13 protein-coding genes (1 of these 13 running past the window's edge) are annotated in these 16,744 nt (G+C 62.9%); 5 read left to right on the top strand and 8 right to left on the bottom strand.

Annotation, left to right across the window (positions count from 1 at the left end; genetic code table 11):
* On the top strand, positions 1 to 1,260 hold the 3' portion of the coding sequence (locus tag N0P34_RS02890) for a M23 family metallopeptidase (protein ID WP_275605527.1). 708 nt of this gene lie to the left of the window's left edge; the window shows 1,260 of its 1,968 coding nt (coding positions 709–1,968); the start codon falls outside the window, past its left edge; its stop codon occupies positions 1,258 to 1,260.
* A 69-nt stretch (positions 1,261 to 1,329) separates the two neighbouring features.
* On the opposite strand, the gene N0P34_RS02885 is transcribed toward N0P34_RS02890, so the two are convergent.
* The 7 genes from N0P34_RS02885 to N0P34_RS02855 all read right to left on the bottom strand — a co-directional run bounded on the left by N0P34_RS02885 (position 1,330) and on the right by N0P34_RS02855 (position 11,232).
* A complete protein-coding gene (locus tag N0P34_RS02885; RefSeq protein ID WP_275605526.1) occupies positions 1,330 to 1,671 on the bottom strand; it encodes a VOC family protein in 342 nt (113 codons plus the stop codon).
* A gap of 150 nt (positions 1,672 to 1,821) precedes the next feature.
* Positions 1,822 to 4,437, bottom strand: coding sequence for an ATP-dependent chaperone ClpB (gene clpB, locus N0P34_RS02880; protein WP_275605525.1), 2,616 nt, complete (start codon positions 4,435 to 4,437; stop codon positions 1,822 to 1,824).
* 200 nt (positions 4,438 to 4,637) lie between these two features.
* Entirely contained in the window at positions 4,638 to 5,291 is a 654-nt protein-coding gene (locus tag N0P34_RS02875; protein ID WP_275605524.1) for a DUF4167 domain-containing protein, read from the bottom strand.
* A 333-nt stretch (positions 5,292 to 5,624) separates the two neighbouring features.
* A complete protein-coding gene (gene prmC / locus N0P34_RS02870; RefSeq protein ID WP_275607060.1) occupies positions 5,625 to 6,473 on the bottom strand; it encodes a peptide chain release factor N(5)-glutamine methyltransferase in 849 nt (282 codons plus the stop codon).
* Positions 6,474 to 6,487: 14 nt separating this feature from the next.
* Complete coding sequence (prfA, locus tag N0P34_RS02865) at positions 6,488 to 7,564, bottom strand: peptide chain release factor 1 (protein WP_275605523.1); 1,077 nt, start codon at positions 7,562 to 7,564, stop codon at positions 6,488 to 6,490.
* A 69-nt stretch (positions 7,565 to 7,633) separates the two neighbouring features.
* Positions 7,634 to 9,901, bottom strand: coding sequence for a phosphoenolpyruvate--protein phosphotransferase (ptsP, locus tag N0P34_RS02860; RefSeq protein WP_275605522.1), 2,268 nt, complete (start codon positions 9,899 to 9,901; stop codon positions 7,634 to 7,636).
* A 65-nt stretch (positions 9,902 to 9,966) separates the two neighbouring features.
* Positions 9,967 to 11,232 (bottom strand): aspartate kinase, encoded by a 1,266-nt coding sequence (locus N0P34_RS02855; RefSeq protein WP_275605521.1) that lies wholly within the window; start codon positions 11,230 to 11,232, stop codon positions 9,967 to 9,969.
* A 164-nt stretch (positions 11,233 to 11,396) separates the two neighbouring features.
* Between N0P34_RS02855 and ubiG the strand changes: the two genes are divergently transcribed.
* A complete protein-coding gene (ubiG, locus tag N0P34_RS02850; protein ID WP_275605520.1) occupies positions 11,397 to 12,134 on the top strand; it encodes a bifunctional 2-polyprenyl-6-hydroxyphenol methylase/3-demethylubiquinol 3-O-methyltransferase UbiG in 738 nt (245 codons plus the stop codon).
* Positions 12,135 to 12,160: 26 nt separating this feature from the next.
* On the opposite strand, the gene N0P34_RS02845 is transcribed toward ubiG, so the two are convergent.
* Positions 12,161 to 12,532, bottom strand: coding sequence for a hypothetical protein (locus tag N0P34_RS02845; protein WP_275605519.1), 372 nt, complete (start codon positions 12,530 to 12,532; stop codon positions 12,161 to 12,163).
* A gap of 163 nt (positions 12,533 to 12,695) precedes the next feature.
* On the opposite strand from N0P34_RS02845, the gene N0P34_RS02840 reads away from it, so the two are divergent.
* The 3 genes from N0P34_RS02840 (at position 12,696) to ilvD (ending at position 16,737) form a co-directional block, all read left to right on the top strand.
* Positions 12,696 to 13,283 (top strand): hypothetical protein, encoded by a 588-nt coding sequence (locus tag N0P34_RS02840; RefSeq protein WP_275605518.1) that lies wholly within the window; start codon positions 12,696 to 12,698, stop codon positions 13,281 to 13,283.
* Positions 13,284 to 13,367: 84 nt separating this feature from the next.
* Complete coding sequence (locus N0P34_RS02835) at positions 13,368 to 14,705, top strand: hemolysin family protein (RefSeq protein ID WP_275605517.1); 1,338 nt, start codon at positions 13,368 to 13,370, stop codon at positions 14,703 to 14,705.
* Positions 14,706 to 14,883: 178 nt separating this feature from the next.
* Complete coding sequence (gene ilvD, locus N0P34_RS02830; protein WP_275605516.1) at positions 14,884 to 16,737, top strand: dihydroxy-acid dehydratase; 1,854 nt, start codon at positions 14,884 to 14,886, stop codon at positions 16,735 to 16,737.
* Positions 16,738 to 16,744: the final 7 nt, after the last annotated feature.

Below are 16,744 nucleotides of genomic sequence, written 5' to 3'. Positions count from 1 at the left end.
AGCCTGTCGAGCCTTGCCAGCCAGCCGGCCGGCGCCAACGGGTTGAGCGGCATCGCCGAGAATGTCACGGTCATGCCCAAGACCACCCAATTGGCCGACAAGGGCCAGGGGCGCACAGAACGGTTCATGACCGTGCGCGAACTGGGCCCGCTTGCCGATACGCTGGTGCGAAACGGCTTCACCCGGGCCGAAGTTACCAAGGTAGAGAACACCCTGGCCAATCTCATACCCGCCGGTGGCCTGCCGGCCGGCATTCGCCTGCGCATTCTCTACGGCGCGGTGAGCAATGATCCCAATAGTCTCGTGCCCTATCGCATGTCGATCTACCGCCCGGAAGGCGCGCAGGGCGACCAGCATATTGCCACCGTGGCACTGAGCGACAGCGGCCAGTATGTGGTGGGGCTGCAGCCCGACTGGGTGGAATTCCCCGCCGAGGACGTCGAACAGATCAATGTGGGCAATCTGCCCACCGTCTATCGTTCGATCTGGGAGACCGGTCGCAAGCACGACCTCGACAACGACACGATCCAGCGCATCGTCGCCATGTTTGCCTATGACGTGGATATGACCAAGCGCATCAGCCCGGGCGATACGATCGAATTGCTGTCCACCGGGGCGACTGAAGAAGCCAAGTCCGATCTGCTGTATGTGGCGCTTTCCCTGGGCGGCACGCGACGCCAGCTCTATCGGTTTGCCGCGCCGGACGGAACGGTCGATTTCTTCGACCCGGACGGCGAGACCGGCAAGCGCTTCCTCAATCGCCGACCGCTGGAAGGCGGCGGAACCATGCGCTCGCGCTTCGGCTATCGCGTCCACCCCATTTTCAAGACGCGCCGGCTGCATACCGGCGTCGATCTGGCCGCCCCGACCGGTACGCCGATCTATGCCGGCGGCGACGGCATCATCACCTATTATCGCTGGCAGTCCGGCTACGGCAACAAGATCGAAATCCAGCACGTCAATGGCTACGAAACCGCCTATGGCCACCTCTCGCGCTTCGTCGAGGGACTGGGTGTGGGCAGCCAGGTGCGCCAGGGCCAGGTCATCGGCTATGTGGGATCGACCGGCCAGTCGACCGGGCCGCACCTGCACTACGAAATCCTGATCAACGGCAATTATGTCGACGCACTCAGCGTCAAGCTGCCCAAGGACAATGTGCTGGCGCCCCAGAACCGCGCTGCCTTCGAGCAGACCATGACCCAGATCAACGAATTGATGGCGCGCGAGCCCGCCCCTGTCGCTGTCGCCGCCACCAATTAGAGCGTTTCCAACGCGACATTTGGAGTGATGTCATCGCGTCACCAACGCGGTGAACTGCTCTAGCGCCGTCTAGTCTTCGCGCGCCACCCAGACAGCCAGTTCATTGCCGCCCGGCTCGCGGAAGTGGAAGCGTCGCCCGCCCGGAAAGTCGAATTGCGCGCGGGTGATTACCCCGCCGGCGCTTTCCACCCGGCGCTGGGCCGCATCGATATCATCGGTGCGGATGATGGCCATGGTGGTCTGCACCCGCCCCTCTGCCTGATCGATGCCACCATCGATCCCGGCATCCTCGATACCGTCATAGTCAGGGCCATAGCTGGTCAGCCCCCATCCGAAGGCGGCCCGGAAGAAGGCTCCGCTGCGCGCCCTGTCGGTAGACGGAAACTCGATATAGTCGATCGTATCGGCCATTCCGCCGCTCCTCATTTCGTTCTTTGTTTGTTCTAATACTGCCCTCCCGGCGCTGCAACACAATTTTGGTGGAGCGGGACACAAGGCCAGGGATGGAGGGACAAAAAAACCGGCGCCCGAAGGCGCCGGCCTTATCGGCTGGTTATGACTTCAGGCGGCAGCGCTCGCCTCATTCTTGTCGCTCGGCCGCAGGACGATGCCTGTCTCATCGGCATCGACCACGACCCGGCTGCCGTCCGTGACCCTGCCGGACAGGATCTCGTCGGCGAGCCCATCCTGGACAGACCGCTGGATGACGCGCTTGAGCGGGCGGGCGCCATAGGCAGGGTCATATCCCTCATTGGCGAGCCATTCGCGCGCCTTGGGCGTGAGGTCGAGACTGATGTCGCGATCCCGCAGCAGGCTTTCGAGGCGTCCGAACTGGATATCGACGATCGAGCCCATGTGTTCCCGCCCGAGACGGTGGAACAGCAGGATCTCGTCGAGCCGGTTGAGGAATTCGGGCCGGAACGAAGCCTTGACCATGTCGAGGACCTTGCCCCGCACCAGTTCCACCGATTCCCCGTCCTTGAGGTCGACCAGATATTCGGCCCCGATATTGGAGGTGAGGATGATGACGCTGTTCCGGAAATCGACCGTGCGCCCCTGCCCATCCGTCAGCCGCCCATCATCGAGCACCTGGAGGAGAACATTGAACACGTCCGGATGCGCCTTCTCGATCTCGTCGAAGAGGATGACCTGGTAGGGCCGGCGCCGCACCGCTTCGGTCAGCACGCCGCCTTCGTCATAACCGACATAGCCCGGAGGGGCGCCGATCAGACGGGCCACGGAGTGCTTTTCCATGAACTCGGACATGTCGAGCCGGACCATGGCGGTCTCGTCGTCGAAGAGGAACTGCGCCAGGGCCTTGGTCAGCTCCGTCTTGCCCACGCCGGTGGGCCCGAGGAACATGAACGAGCCGATAGGCCGGTTCGGGTCCTGCAGGCCGGCGCGCGACCGGCGCACTGCCTTGGCCACGGCCGCGACGGCTTCGGACTGGCCGATGACGCGGGCGCCGAGCGAGCTCTCCATATGGAGGAGCTTTTCACGTTCACCCTCGAGCATGCGGTCGACCGGGATGCCGGTCCAGCGCGAGACAACACCGGCGATATCGCTGGGGGTGACCACCTCGGCCGCCATCAGCGGATCGGCTTTGCCATCAGCATTGGTATCGTCGGCCGCCTTGATGCGCTTTTCGAGATCGGGAATGACGCCATAGGCGAGCTCGCCGGCCTTGGCCAGATCACCCTGGCGCTGCGCGATTTCGAGCTGGCTGCGCGCCGCATCGAGTTCTTCCTTGAGCTTCTGGCTGCCCTGCAGGCGCTCCTTTTCCGAAAGCCATTTGGCCGACAGCGCCTGAGCCTGCTCTTCGAGGCCGGCCAGTTCATGCTCGAGCCGCTCGAGCCGCGTCTTGGAGCCGTCGTCGGTCTCCTTGCGCAGGGCCTCGCGCTCGATCTTGAGCTGCATGATGCGGCGATCGAGCTCGTCGAGAGCTTCGGGCTTGCTGTCGACGGCCATGCGCAGCCGCGCGGCCGCCTCGTCCATCAGATCGATGGCCTTATCGGGCAGGAACCGGTCCGTGATGTAGCGGTTGGAGAGCGTAGCCGCGCTCACCAGCGCCGAGTCGGCGATGCGAATGCCGTGGTGCAGCTCATACTTCTCCTTGAGGCCGCGCAGGATCGAAATCGTATCCTCCACGGTCGGCTCGGAGACGAAGACGGGCTGGAATCGGCGGGCCAGCGCCGGGTCCTTTTCGACATGCTTGCGATATTCATCGAGCGTGGTCGCACCGACGCAATGCAGCTCGCCGCGCGCCAGAGCGGGCTTCAAGAGATTGGACGCATCCATCGCGCCATCAGCCTTGCCGGCGCCGACCAGCGTATGCATTTCGTCGATGAAGAGGATGATCTGGCCTTCGGCCGCAGTCACCTCGTTAAGCACACCCTTGAGGCGCTCCTCGAACTCGCCGCGATATTTCGCGCCCGCAATGAGCGCACCCATGTCGAGGGCGAGCAGGCTCTTGTTCTTAAGACTCTCCGGCACGTCGCCATTGACGATGCGGATGGCGAGCCCCTCCGCAATCGCGGTCTTGCCCACGCCCGGTTCACCGATGAGAACGGGATTGTTCTTGGTGCGGCGCGACAGGACCTGGATGGTGCGACGGATCTCCTCGTCGCGGCCAATGACCGGGTCGAGCTTGCCCTCGCGCACGTCCTGGGTCAGGTCGCGGGCATATTTCTTGAGTGCGTCATAGGCGTTTTCGGCCGATGCAGTGTCGGCGGTGCGGCCCTTGCGCAGGGTTTCGATGGCGGTATTGAGCCCCTGCGGGGTCACCCCGGCGGAAGCGAGGATCTTGCCGGCATCGGTATCCTTTTCGACGACCAGCGCCAGCAGCAGCCGCTCGACCGTGACGAAGCTGTCGCCGGCCTTCTGGGCGGCGCTTTCGGCCGTGTCGAAGACCCGCGCCAATTCGCGGCTGAGATAGAGCTGGCCGGCATCTCCGGACACTTTTGGAATCTTGTTGAGCGCAGCCTCGACCCCGGCCCGCGCGGCCTTGGGATCGCCCCCGGCGCGTTCGATCAGGCCATTGGCCATGCCCTGCTCGTCATCGAGTAGAACCTTGAGCAGATGGATGGGCGAGAACTGCTGATGCCCCTTGCCCAGGGCACCGGTCTGGGCGCTCTGGATAAAACCGCGGGCGCGCTCGGTATATTTTTCGATATTCATTCAACTCTCCTGGATCTCGCCCGTCCTGCGGCCCGAAGCGGCACCTGCATGACGGCGGAAGCGTCGCGTGAGCACCGACGCCCGGCTTTCCAGCGCGTCGTCTCACACGAAGATATATGGGGCGGAGCATGCAGAGTTGAAGGGCAGAGACGGGCCAAAATGCAAAAAGGCCAGGCGCTGGGCCCGGCCTTTTGAAAGTCTTATTCGGCGGCGCTGGTGGTGCCGGCCGTAAGGAATGCCGGCAGTTCACCGACATCTGGCTGGGGCGCGCTTGCCGGATCGGCACCGGCTTCCCCTGCGGCGGGACGGCGGCGGCGTGGGCGACGCTCGCGCGGCTTGCGCGGCGCAGCTTCGCCATCACCGGCAGCCTCGGCGGGAGCCGCCTCTTCACCCGAAGCGGCTTCTTCGGCAGCAGCGGGTGCGGCCTCGGCCATTTCGCGGGCGGATGGCCTCGGAGCGGGCGCTGGAGCCGGAGCATCCTCTTCCGCCTCGTTCTGGGTCTGCTGCTGCACAGGCTGGGGCGAGGAAAAGCGGGAGTTCAGTTCCGAGACATCGTCATCGAAATCATCCTCCTGGCTCTGACCATCGCGCTGGCCCGTCAAGGCCTGCTGGGCGGAGGAGACGATGCGGAAATAATGCTCTGCGTGCTGCAGATAATTTTCCGCCATCACCGAATCGCCGGACGATTGGGCATCGCGCGCCAGCTGGAGATATTTTTCCGCGATGTGAGCCGCGTTGCCACGGACTTTCACGTCCGGGCCGTTGCTCTCATAATTCCTCGACAGCGGATTGACGTGCTTGCGCCCGCCATTACGGCCGCGCTGGCGGTTCTTGTTCTGGTTGTTTGGTCTCATCGGGTCGCTTTGTCTAACTCTAGTAGTTAAGCGTCACATATGGGCGGACCGGAACGCGTCCGGCCGGGCCCCTCATTCCTGCAAATTGTCGCTCGGGAATGGGGTTATACTGGTTTCATGAAGACCCAATGCGGTCTGGCAGCGCCCCGGATATGATCCGCCCTGATCAACCCCCGGCCCCTAACTTCAGGACAAGCACGGCATCTAGCCGCAAGATCAACAATCGGGTGTGGTCGCTGCGGCGCCCATGATGCGCCGTTGACAGCAAATTCAAATTAGCGGTTTTCGCCGCCCTTGACCAGCACAAATCTCTAGTTGGCCGGTTTCATGCGCTTATGCACCCCTCAAGTGGTGCGCACAAACCACACGATCAAGCCCGGCAAGGTCTTTGTGAACACGGATTTCGCCATATCCGGCATCCCCGAACAGCGCGCTGACGGCCTCGCCCTGGTCATAGCCGATTTCGACCATCACCGCCCCGCCCCGCTCCAGCCAGTCGCCGGCCTCGCGCGCGATGATCCGGTAGGGTGCAAGCCCGTCCGGCCCGCCATCCAGCGCCAGGCGGGGGTCGAACTCCCGGACCTCGACGCTAAGGTTTTCAACGACATGGCTCGCAATATAGGGCGGGTTGGAGACGATGAGATCAAAGCGACCATCGGCCGGCAAGAGGGCGCCGAACCAGTCGCCCCGGCGGAATTCGAGCCGTTCGGCGACGCCATTGCTGGTCGCGTTTTGCCGCGCCATGTCGAGCGCGGACGGATTGAGATCGGTGGCAATGGCCGTGGCGTCGGGGCGATTGGCGAGGATGGCGATGGGAATGCAGCCAGTGCCGGTACCCATGTCGAGCAGCCGCCCGCCCTTGCCGAGCGCAGGCAGCGCCAGATCGACAAGCAGTTCGGTATCGGGTCGCGGCTCGAGTGTTGCCGAACTGAGCGCGAATTCGAGCCCGTAGAATTCCCTGTGTCCGATGATTCGTGCCACCGAAAGGCCAGTGAGACGGCGGGCGAGGAGCGCTTCGGCCTGCGCCTGCGCCTCGGGGGTGACCGCATCGTTTTCGCGCGAGAAAAGGCCCAGCGCGTCGAGACCGAGCGCGTGACCGACCAGCAATTTTGCATCGAGCGCCGGAGTGTCAAACCCTGCCCGGGACAGCACATCGCGAAAATGCCGCCAGAGCGCGCCGATTGTGGGAGGCGTCGTCAGATCCCGCTCTCCATGGCGGCAAGCTGGGCGGCCTGGTTTTCGGTGATCAATGCTTCGATCAACTCATCCAGCGCTTCGCCAGCCATGACCTTGTCGAGCTTGTAGAGCGTAAGGTTGATGCGGTGATCGGTGACCCGGCCCTGCGGGAAGTTATAGGTGCGGATGCGCTCCGAACGGTCGCCCGAGCCGACCTGGCCCTTGCGCTCGGCGGACCGGGCGCTGTCGCGCTCCTCGCGCTGCATTTCATAGAGGCGGGCGCGCAGAACGATCATCGCCTGGGCGCGGTTCTGGTGCTGGCTCTTGAGCGCCGAGGTCACCACGATGCCGGTGGGCAAATGGGTGATGCGCACCGCCGAATCGGTAGTGTTGACGTGCTGGCCGCCGGCGCCCGAGGCGCGCATCGTATCGATGCGGATATCCTCGTTGCGGATCTCGATGTCGATGTCTTCGACTTCCGGAAGCACGGCGACGGTGGCCGCCGAAGTGTGGATGCGGCCCGAGCCTTCGGTGGCCGGCACGCGCTGCACGCGGTGCACGCCGCTCTCATATTTCATGCGGGCATAAACGCCCTTGCCCGACACATTGGCGATGACTTCCTTATAGCCCCCCATTTCACCCGGGCTTTCCTCCATCAGCGTCACCTTCCAGCCGTGGTTGGCGGCATAGCGCTCATACATGCGCAGGAGGTCACCGGCAAAAAGCGCGGCTTCGTCCCCACCCGTGCCACCGCGAATTTCGAGAATGATGGACTTTTCGTCCGCCTCGTCCTTGGGCAGCAGCAGGATGCGAATGGCCTGCACATGGGCTTCGAGCTTTTCGTCGAGTTCGGCGATCTCGGCTTCGGCCATTTCGATGAGATCCCTGTCGCCGCTCTTGAGCAGCGCCTCGGCCTCGGCGTGATCGCGCAGCGCCTTCTTATAGGCGGTGATTTCGGTGACGATGGGCGTGAGATCGGAATGCTCCTTGGAGAGCTTTGCGAACTCATCGGGGCTCGCCCCGCCCGACAGCGCCGCCTCGATATACTGGAAGCGTGTTTCGAGGGCGTCGAGTTTGTCCTGGGGCAATGCGGGCATGATCAGTCTTTCGCCGGAAGTCAGGTCCTGCGTGTAATGATCCGGACGAGCAACATCAAGGCCGCACGCTCACCCCATGGGCAGGTTCTGCCTGTCCACCCATTCGGTCAGCAGCTCGCGGATCGACACCCCATCGGCGCCATCGCTGAGCGCCGCCGCCACCGAAGCGCGGATAGGCGCCAGATCGAGGTTGAGGATCAGTTCCTTGATCGGACCGATCGAGGCCGGGCCCATGGACAGCTTGGTCATGCCGATCGCCATCAGCGCCAACGCCTCCATCGGCCGGCCCGCGAGCTCCCCGCACATGGTGACCGGCTTGTTGTGCCGGCGTGCCGCATCGACAATGAGCCTTATCGCCCGCAGGCGCGGCATGGCGATCGGATCGTAGTTCTTGGAGACGCGGGGATTGGCCCGGTCGGCAGCGGTCAGGAACTGGACGAGATCGTTCGAGCCGATGGACACGAAATCGGCCACGGGAAGCAATTGGTCCAGTTCGAACAGCAGCGATGGCACTTCGACCATGGCGCCGATTTCGACGCGCGTGGGCAGCACCTGCCCGGCGCGGCGCAGGCGCTCGATTTCCTTGTGGATCACAAGGCGCGTCTGGCGGAACTCGAAGGTCTCGGTGACCATGGGCACGAGGATCTTGAGAGGTTTGCCATTGGCGGCCATGAGCAGGGCCCGCACCTGGGTGCGCAGAAGACCAGGACGGTCGAGACCCAGCCGGATCGAGCGATATCCCATGGCCGGGTTTTCCTCGGCCATGGAGCGCAGATAGGGAACGACCTTGTCGCCACCGATATCGAGCAGGCGGAAGACGATCGGACGTTCGCCCGCCAGCGCGATGGCCTCGGCATAGAGCTCGACCTGCTCCTGCAGGCGCGGCAGCTTGGAGGCGATCATGAACTGCAATTCGGTGCGGAAAAGACCCACGCCCTCCGCACCGGTATCGTCCAGCATGGGCAGGTCTGCCACCAGCCCGGAATTGTGGAGCAGCGTTATGCCAACCCCGTCCCGCGTCACGCTGGGCTTGGTCTTGAGCGCTGCATAATGAGCGCGGCGCTTGGCCGAAACACGCACCTTGTCGACATAGGTCTGCTCGACATCGGGGGTCGGCCGCAGATGCACCTGCCCCAGGGGGCCGTCGATGATGATGTCATCGCCCGTCTCGCACATGGAAACGATCGATTCGGCCTGGCCCACGGCCACGATGCCCAGCGAGCGCGCCACGATGGCGACATGCGCCGTGGCCCCGCCCTCTTCCAGCACTACGCCGCGCAGCTTCTTGCGGTCATATTCGAGCAGTTCCGCCGGACCCATATTGCGGGCGACGAGGATGGCGTTGTCAGGCAGGACGCGCTGGGCCGGCTGGCCGGTATTGGTCAGGACCCGCAGCAGCCGGTTGGCCAGATCATCGAGATCATGCAGGCGGTCGCGAATATAGGGATCGGTCTGGCGCATCATGCGCGCGCGCGTGTCGTTCTGCACGCGCTCCACCGCAGCCTCGGCACTGAGCCCGTTCTCGATCGCCTCGGTCAGCCGGTGCACCCAGCCCCGGTCATTGGCGAACATGCGATAGGTTTCCAAAATCTCGCGATGGTCCGAAGAGGGCTGCATGTCGCCATGATCGAGCATGGCGTCGATCGAGACGCGCATGGTCTCGAGCGCCTTGTCGAGCCGGGACTTCTCCTGCTCGGTATCCTCGGCAATGAAATTGGTGACCACGACGCGCGGATCGTGCAGCACCACAGTGCCCAGCGCGATGCCATCGGTGAAACTGACGCCATTGAACATTCGGGGTCGCCTGAGATCGATATCGGACCCCGGCTTGATCAGATTGTCGAAGTCCGAGGTGGCGATCATTTCGGCCAGGATTGTGGCCGTAGTCAGCATCGCCTCGGTTTCGTCCTCGCCATAATGACGCCGCTCGGCATTCTGGACGACGAGAACGCCAAGGGTCTGACCGGCCCGCAGCACAGGCACGCCAAGGAATGAATTATATTTGTCCTCCCCGGTTTCGGGGCGGTAGGCAAAGCCGGGATGGGAGGGGGCATCGTCGAGGCTGAGCGGCTCCGCCTCGGAGGCGATAAGACCGACCAGGCCCTCGCCCAGCCGGAGCGTCGTCATGTGCACCGATTCGGCCTCGAGGCCCTTGGTGGCGAACAGCTCGAGTGCGCCGTCGTCGCGCAGCACATAGAACGAGCAGACATCGGCCCGCATGTTCTGGGCGATGAGCGATACAATCTTGTCGAGACGCGCCTGCGAAGCCAATGGCTCTGCCATGGTTTCGCGCAATTGCCGCAGCAGAACTCTCGGGCCGCCTATGGTCGTGACCATCTACTCCGGCGACCTGGTGTGGCCGCCCCCCTGTTCGGACGCGGCCCCATTCCCCTCAATCGAGCTCAGGCGTCCTTCTTATCCAAACCGTAATAGGTGTGGAGCGCCCGAACCGCAAGCTCGGCATATTCTTCATCGATCAACACCGAGGTCTTGATTTCCGAAGTGGTGATCAGCTGGATATTGATACCCTTGTCTGCAAGGGCCTTGAACATCGAAGCGGCAACGCCGGCATGACTGCGCATGCCCACGCCCACGACCGAGACCTTTGCCCCGCCGCGCGAGCCGGAAAGCCGGGCATATTCGAAGCGACCGCCATTGTCCTCGAGCGCCTTGACGGCCTTGTCGTACTCGCTGTCGGGCACGGTGAAGGTGATGTCGGTGGTCGCGCCATCGTCGGAAATATTCTGCACGATCATGTCGACGATGATACCCTTGTCAGCCAGCGTGCCGAAGATGGCAGCGGCGACGCCGGGATTGTCCTTGACGGCGCGCAGGGTGATCTTGGCCTCTGCCTTGGCGAGCGTCACGCCCGAAACGATCTGCTTTTCCATGATCTCTTCCTCATCGCAAACGAGCGTACCCGGGACCCCGGGCAAACCATCGGGGCCAATCTGGGCCGCATCCGGGTCATCGAAACTGGAGCGCACAGTCAGGCGCACCTTGTGGGCCATGGCCATTTCCACAGCACGGATCATCAGCACCTTGGCGCCGAGCGAAGCCATTTCCAGCATTTCCTCGAAGGAAATGCGGGTCATGCGCTGAGCCTTTGGCACGATGCGCGGGTCGGTGGTGTAAACACCGTCCACATCCGTATAGATATCGCAGCGATCCGCGCCCACGGCGGCCGCGACTGCAACGGCGGAAGTGTCCGAGCCGCCGCGACCGAGCGTCGTGACCCGGTTATGCGGGGAAATGCCCTGGAAGCCGGTGATCACCGGAACCCAGCCATCCTTCATGCGCTTGTCGAGCTCGGTCGGATCGATCTCGGCGATGCGGGCCGCGCCATGCGCGTCGTCCGTCCGGATCGGAACCTGCCAGCCGGCAAAGGAGCGCGACTGGATGCCCATTTCGGAAAGGACAATGGCCATGAGGCCGGCCGTGACCTGTTCGCCGGAGGCGACCACGGCATCATATTCGCGCGCGTCGTGGAATTTGCTGGCCTCGTTGACCCAGCCGACCAGTTCATTGGTCTTGCCCGACATGGCCGAAACCACGACGGCAACTTCGTTGCCGGCTTCGACTTCGCGTTTCACATGACGCGCAGCCTGACGGATGCGCTCGACATTGGCCACCGAAGTGCCACCGAATTTGACGACGATGCGGGCCATTTTTTCCCCGGTCTTCCGCCGAACCCGGCGGTACGCTCACTTGTTGGGCCGGGAGATGCCACAAAGTGCCGGCGCAATCAACTGTTCTCCCAAGACGCGCGACACTCCCGCGCCTTGCGTCTGGCGCGCCAGCGACGCATATCTCACCGTGAAAGGAGACCCCGATGACCCAGAGCACCATCAACGATGCCGAAGTCGCAAAATTCACGGCCATGGCCGAAGAGTGGTGGGACCCTAAGGGCAAGTTCAAGCCGCTGCACAAGTTCAACCCCGTGCGGCTCGCCTATATTCGCGAGCATCTGATCGGCCATTTTGGTCGGGATGGCAGCTCGATCCGCCCGCTGGAGGGCCTCACCATCCTCGACGTCGGCTGCGGCGGCGGCCTCTTGTGCGAGCCCCTGACGCGGTTGGGTGCGACGGTCACGGGCATCGATGCGGCAGAACGCAATATCGCCATCGCCCGCATTCATGCCGAGCAATCGGGGCTGGACATCGATTATCAGGCGACGACCAGCGAGGCTCTCGCGGCGGCCGGGAAAACTTTCGACGTCGTGCTCAACATGGAAGTGGTCGAGCATGTCGACAACGTCCCGCTCTACATGAAGAGCTGCGCTGATCTGGTAAAACCGGGCGGGCTGATGTTCACCGCCACCATCAACCGCACCGCACGCGCCTTTGCACTGGCGGTCGTCGGCGCGGAATATGTGCTGGGCTGGCTGCCCAAGGGCACCCATGACTGGAAGAAATTCCTCACCCCCGACGAGATCGGCAGCCTTATCTCCCGCAACGGCCTGCGCGTGACCGACCAGATCGGCGTCGTCTATCATCCCATCGGCGATGAATGGCGTCGCAGTCGCGACATGGGCATCAACTACATGATGCTGGCAGCACGGCCCGCCTGAGCGGACCGCGCCTGACGAGAAGGGCCTCAGACGTGCAGAAGGTCGGATTTTTCGACGTTCAGCACTACGCCTTCGGCGGTGACGCGATCGATATGCTCGGGAAAAATATAGCGATCCCGGGCAAAAAACCCATCCGCGTCAAGGCGGATGAAGCCTTCGCGCAGGGCCTTCTCCTGGATTTCCCGCGGCAGTCCGTCATCGGGCGAGAAGATGTCAGCGAGGATCCCCGTCAGCCCTGTCTCGTTTTCCTCCAGCACGGGGCTGACACCCGTCGCCTCGACGCCCGGGATGGATGGGTCCTCGTCGCTGATCCGGAACGTTTCCACGGTGCCGATGGCGTTCATCGTCCGGTCGTAAACCGTCATGCCTTCTTGGATGGAATTGGGAATTGCATGCATGAATTTTCTCCTCTTCGTGTGAAGAAGGAACGACACCGGACCCTGAGACGTTCCGCCCACTAAAGGCGGTGACGGGAAACAACTTTCCGTTTTGTTAACTATAATGAAACGCTGGCCGGATCAGGATTTCGGTCAATGTCCCCGCGCATAATTGAGGGTGCCAATGTCATTTGCGCGTCTTTTATCGATTTTCGCCCTTGGTAGTGCTGCTCTGGCTGGGCCCGCAATAGCGGAATCCGGCAATGAGCAGAATGTCTTCGTCATGGGTGGACCGTTTACGAGCGGTTACTTTTCCGACGCCTTCCTCGTCTGGGAAGACCATTACGAGTCCAATTTCTTTGCCGGGGTAGGCTACCAATATTTCATGTACGAGCACTCCGGTGGCTTCAAGCTGGGCGCCGAGGCGGGCCTGGGCGTCCGCGTCGGAGACCGGTCTTCGGCCGAGCTCTGGGCCGGCCTTGTCGGTCGCGTCGACATGTTCCAGTTCGGCGACATCCGCATTACCCCGTCGATAACCGCAGGCTTTTCGGTTGTCACCGACACGATCGGGGTGGAAACCCAGCGCGCGGACAAACTCGGGCACGATATTCCTTTCCTCTATTACCTTGGGCCGGAAATAGCGGTATCCCATGTCGCCTATCCCGGATTCGAGGCTTTTGGGCGCATTCATCACCGCTCGGGCGGCTTCGGCACCATCGCCGAAATCGATGGCTCCAACGCCGTGGTGCTCGGTCTGCGCCTGAAATATTGAGCGGCACTCTCTGACGGTGCGTTCCGCCCTTGACCCGGCAGACTGGGATTACTCCCTGAAACGAACGCACATGCCGGAGACGCAATGAGCATCCTACTGGGCCTGTTTTTTATTCTTGTGCTCATTGCGATGAGTATCTTCATCGCTCTTTCGGAGATCGCCTTCGCCGCCGCCCGCGAATTGCGCATCCGCACCCTGGCCGAGGCGGGCAACAAGCGCGCCCTTCGTTTCATCAATCTGCGGGCCAGATCCGGCAATGTCATCACCGCATTGCAGATCAGCACCAATGCCGTCGCCATCCTTGCCGGCATCGTCGGATCTGGCGCACTGGGCCCCATTCTCGCCTCCAGCCTTGCGACCTTCCTACCCCTCGACCTCGCCACTCTGACCGCCGACATCATCGCTTTCATCATCATCACCTCGGTCTTCGTCATGTTCGGCGATCTCGTCCCCCGCCGTGTGGCCATGATGATCCCCGAGCGCACGGCCCTGATGGTTGTCGGCTTCGTCGAGATGCAGATCCGCATCCTGCGCCCCATCGTGCTGCTGTTCAGTGCCATCTCGGACTGGATCATCTCGCTTTTGCGCATCGAGCCGGACCGCAGCGACGAGATCACGACCGAAGATTTCCGCATGATCCTGGCCGGCGGCGAGGCCTCGGGCGCGCTGATGAAGCGCGAGCACCAGTTGATCAACAATGTGCTGGCGCTCGAAATGCGCTCTGTCACCTCGGTGATGACCGTTCGCGACGACATCGTCTTTCTAGATATCAACGACACCCGCGAAACCCAGCGCGAAAAGGTCCGCTACTTTCCGTTTTCCCGCTATCCGCTCTGCGACGGGGGGCTGGACAATGTCATCGGCAGCGTCCGGGCCGAGGATGTGCTGGCCGATGCATTCGACACCGCAACAGAGCTTGAGCTTCAGAAGATCCGGCGCGACATGGCCTCCGTCCCCGACAGCCTCAATGTCTGGGAAGTACTGGCCGAGTTCCAGGCGCAGGACACGGGCGTGGCGCTCGTCGTCAGCGAGTATGCCAATGTCGTTGGCATCGTCACCTTCAAGGACCTCATGGCCCCGCTCGTCCTCGGCCTCGCCAATCCCTTCGAGGAACGCCAGATTATGCAGCGCGACGATCAATCCTGGCTCGTCGACGGCGTTACCCCCATTGTCGACGTCATGTCAGCGCTCGGGCTGCACCAGATCGGTTTCGAAGGCTCGTTCGAGACCATTGGGGGCTTCGTGGTCCACCGCCTCCGCCGCGCCGCACGCAAGGGTGATCGCGTCGACGCCGAAGGCTATCGCTTCGAGGTCGTGGACGCCGACAAGATGCGCCTCAACCAGCTTCTGGTCACCAAGATCCCTCCGGTAAAGCCCGCAGGCCCCGGCAAGCCGGCCGCTTCGAGCGAGACCAAGCTCTAGCCTGCAAAGCTCGGCCAAGCTTTTATCGGACAGCGCCCAATTCCCTGCCCGGCCGAATCTGCAGCGCAGCCGTACCCGTCGGTACGGTTTCTTGTTGTCCCCGCGCGCCAATGGGTTTATTGACATAAGATCATAGAAAAACCGGCCCCGACCGGCTTCCCTGCTCGAGGATAGAACCATGCCCGCCTATCGTTCCCGTACCACTACCCATGGCCGCAATATGGCCGGCGCGCGGGGGCTCTGGCGCGCGACGGGCATGAAGAACGAGGACTTCGGCAAGCCGATCATTGCCGTGGTCAATTCGTTCACCCAGTTCGTGCCCGGCCACGTGCATTTGAAGGATCTCGGCCAGCTCGTGGCCCGCGAGATCGAGGCTGCAGGCGGCGTCGCCAAGGAATTCAACACCATTGCGGTCGATGACGGCATCGCCATGGGCCATGACGGCATGCTCTATTCCCTGCCCAGCCGCGACATCATCGCGGACTCGGTGGAATACATGGTCAATGCCCACTGCGCCGACGCCATGGTCTGCATTTCCAATTGCGACAAGATCACCCCCGGCATGCTGAACGCCGCCATGCGCCTCAACATCCCGGTGGTCTTCGTCTCGGGCGGCCCGATGGAAGCGGGCAAGGCCATGCTCAAGGGCAAGCTGCAGGCGCTCGACCTCGTTGACGCCATGGTCATGGCCGCCGACGACCACTATACCGACGAGGAAGTGCAGGCCGTTGAAGAGGCCGCCTGCCCCACCTGCGGCTCCTGCTCGGGCATGTTCACCGCCAATTCGATGAACTGCCTGACCGAAGCGCTGGGCCTGTCGCTGCCGGGCAATGGCTCGACGCTCGCCACCCACTCCGATCGCAAGCGCCTGTTCCAGGAAGCTGGCCACCTGATCGTTGATCTGGCCCGCCGCTATTATGAGCAGGACGACGAAACCACCCTGCCGCGCTCGATCGCGACAAAGCAGGCTTTCGAGAACGCCATGGCGCTCGATATCGCCATGGGCGGCTCGACCAACACGGTGCTGCACATCCTGGCCGCTGCCCACGAAGGCGGCGTCGATTTCACCATGGACGATATCGACGCCCTGTCGCGTCGCGTCCCCGTGCTCTCCAAGGTCGCGCCGGCCAAGAACGACGTGCACATGGAAGACGTTCACCGCGCCGGTGGCATTTTCGCCATTCTGGGCCAGTTGGACCGCGCCGGCCTGATCAATCGCCAGGAACTGACCGTCCACGCCGCCACCATGGGCGACGCCATCGACAAATGGGACATTTCGCGCACCAATTCCGAAAGCGTGCGCAATTTCTATATGGCCGCCCCCGGCGGTGTGCGCACGACGCAGGCTTTCTCGCAGTCCAATCGCTGGACCGAGCTCGATCTCGACCGCCAGAACGGCGCCATCCGCTCGCCGGACAATCCGTTCTCCAAGGATGGCGGCCTCGCCGTGCTCAAGGGCAATATCGCGCTTGATGGCTGCATCGTGAAGACAGCGGGCGTCGATGAATCGATCCTCAAATTCACCGGTCCGGCCCGCGTCTTTGAAAGCCAGGATTCCACCGTCAAGGCGATCTTGTCCAACGAGATCCGCGAAGGCGATGTGCTCGTCATCCGTTATGAGGGTCCGCGTGGCGGCCCTGGCATGCAGGAAATGCTCTATCCCACGAGCTATCTGAAATCGAAGGGCCTGGGCAAAGCCTGCGCGCTTCTGACCGACGGCCGTTTCTCGGGCGGCACATCGGGCCTCTCCATCGGCCATGCCTCACCCGAGGCGGCAGAGGGCGGCGCGATCGGCCTCGTGCGCGAAGGCGACATGATCGAGATCGACATCCCCAACCGCACCGTCAATGTGCTGGTGACCGATGCCGAACTGGCAAAGCGCCGCGTCGAGCAGGACGCGCTCGGCTGGAAGCCGGCCCAGCCGCGCAAGCGCAAGGTGACCACCGCGCTCAAAGCCTATGCGGCCTTCGTGACATCGGCCTCCAAGGGCGCCGTGCGGGACGTGGACGCCATCAACAAGATGATGGACTGATCCCACC

The organism is Devosia sp. FJ2-5-3, from assembly GCF_029201545.1.
Lineage (GTDB): Bacteria > Pseudomonadota > Alphaproteobacteria > Rhizobiales > Devosiaceae > Devosia.
The sequence above is the reverse complement of the archived record's forward strand: the minus strand, read 5'-3'. Positions and strand labels throughout refer to the sequence as shown.

Excerpts from the sequence above, each read along its gene's own strand:
- N0P34_RS02885 (WP_275605526.1), bottom strand. The coding sequence starts at position 1,671 with ATGGCCGATACGATCGACTATATCGAGTTTCCGTCTACCGACAGGGCG.
- clpB (WP_275605525.1), bottom strand. The coding sequence starts at position 4,437 with ATGAATATCGAAAAATATACCGAGCGCGCCCGCGGTTTTATCCAGAGC.
- N0P34_RS02875 (WP_275605524.1), bottom strand. The coding sequence starts at position 5,291 with ATGAGACCAAACAACCAGAACAAGAACCGCCAGCGCGGCCGTAATGGC.
- prfA (WP_275605523.1), bottom strand. The coding sequence starts at position 7,564 with ATGCCCGCATTGCCCCAGGACAAACTCGACGCCCTCGAAACACGCTTC.
- ptsP (WP_275605522.1), bottom strand. The coding sequence starts at position 9,901 with ATGGTCACGACCATAGGCGGCCCGAGAGTTCTGCTGCGGCAATTGCGC.
- N0P34_RS02855 (WP_275605521.1), bottom strand. The coding sequence starts at position 11,232 with ATGGCCCGCATCGTCGTCAAATTCGGTGGCACTTCGGTGGCCAATGTC.
- ubiG (WP_275605520.1), top strand. The coding sequence starts at position 11,397 with ATGACCCAGAGCACCATCAACGATGCCGAAGTCGCAAAATTCACGGCC.
- N0P34_RS02845 (WP_275605519.1), bottom strand. The coding sequence starts at position 12,532 with ATGCATGCAATTCCCAATTCCATCCAAGAAGGCATGACGGTTTACGAC.
- N0P34_RS02840 (WP_275605518.1), top strand. The coding sequence starts at position 12,696 with ATGTCATTTGCGCGTCTTTTATCGATTTTCGCCCTTGGTAGTGCTGCT.
- N0P34_RS02835 (WP_275605517.1), top strand. The coding sequence starts at position 13,368 with ATGAGCATCCTACTGGGCCTGTTTTTTATTCTTGTGCTCATTGCGATG.
- ilvD (WP_275605516.1), top strand. The coding sequence starts at position 14,884 with ATGCCCGCCTATCGTTCCCGTACCACTACCCATGGCCGCAATATGGCC.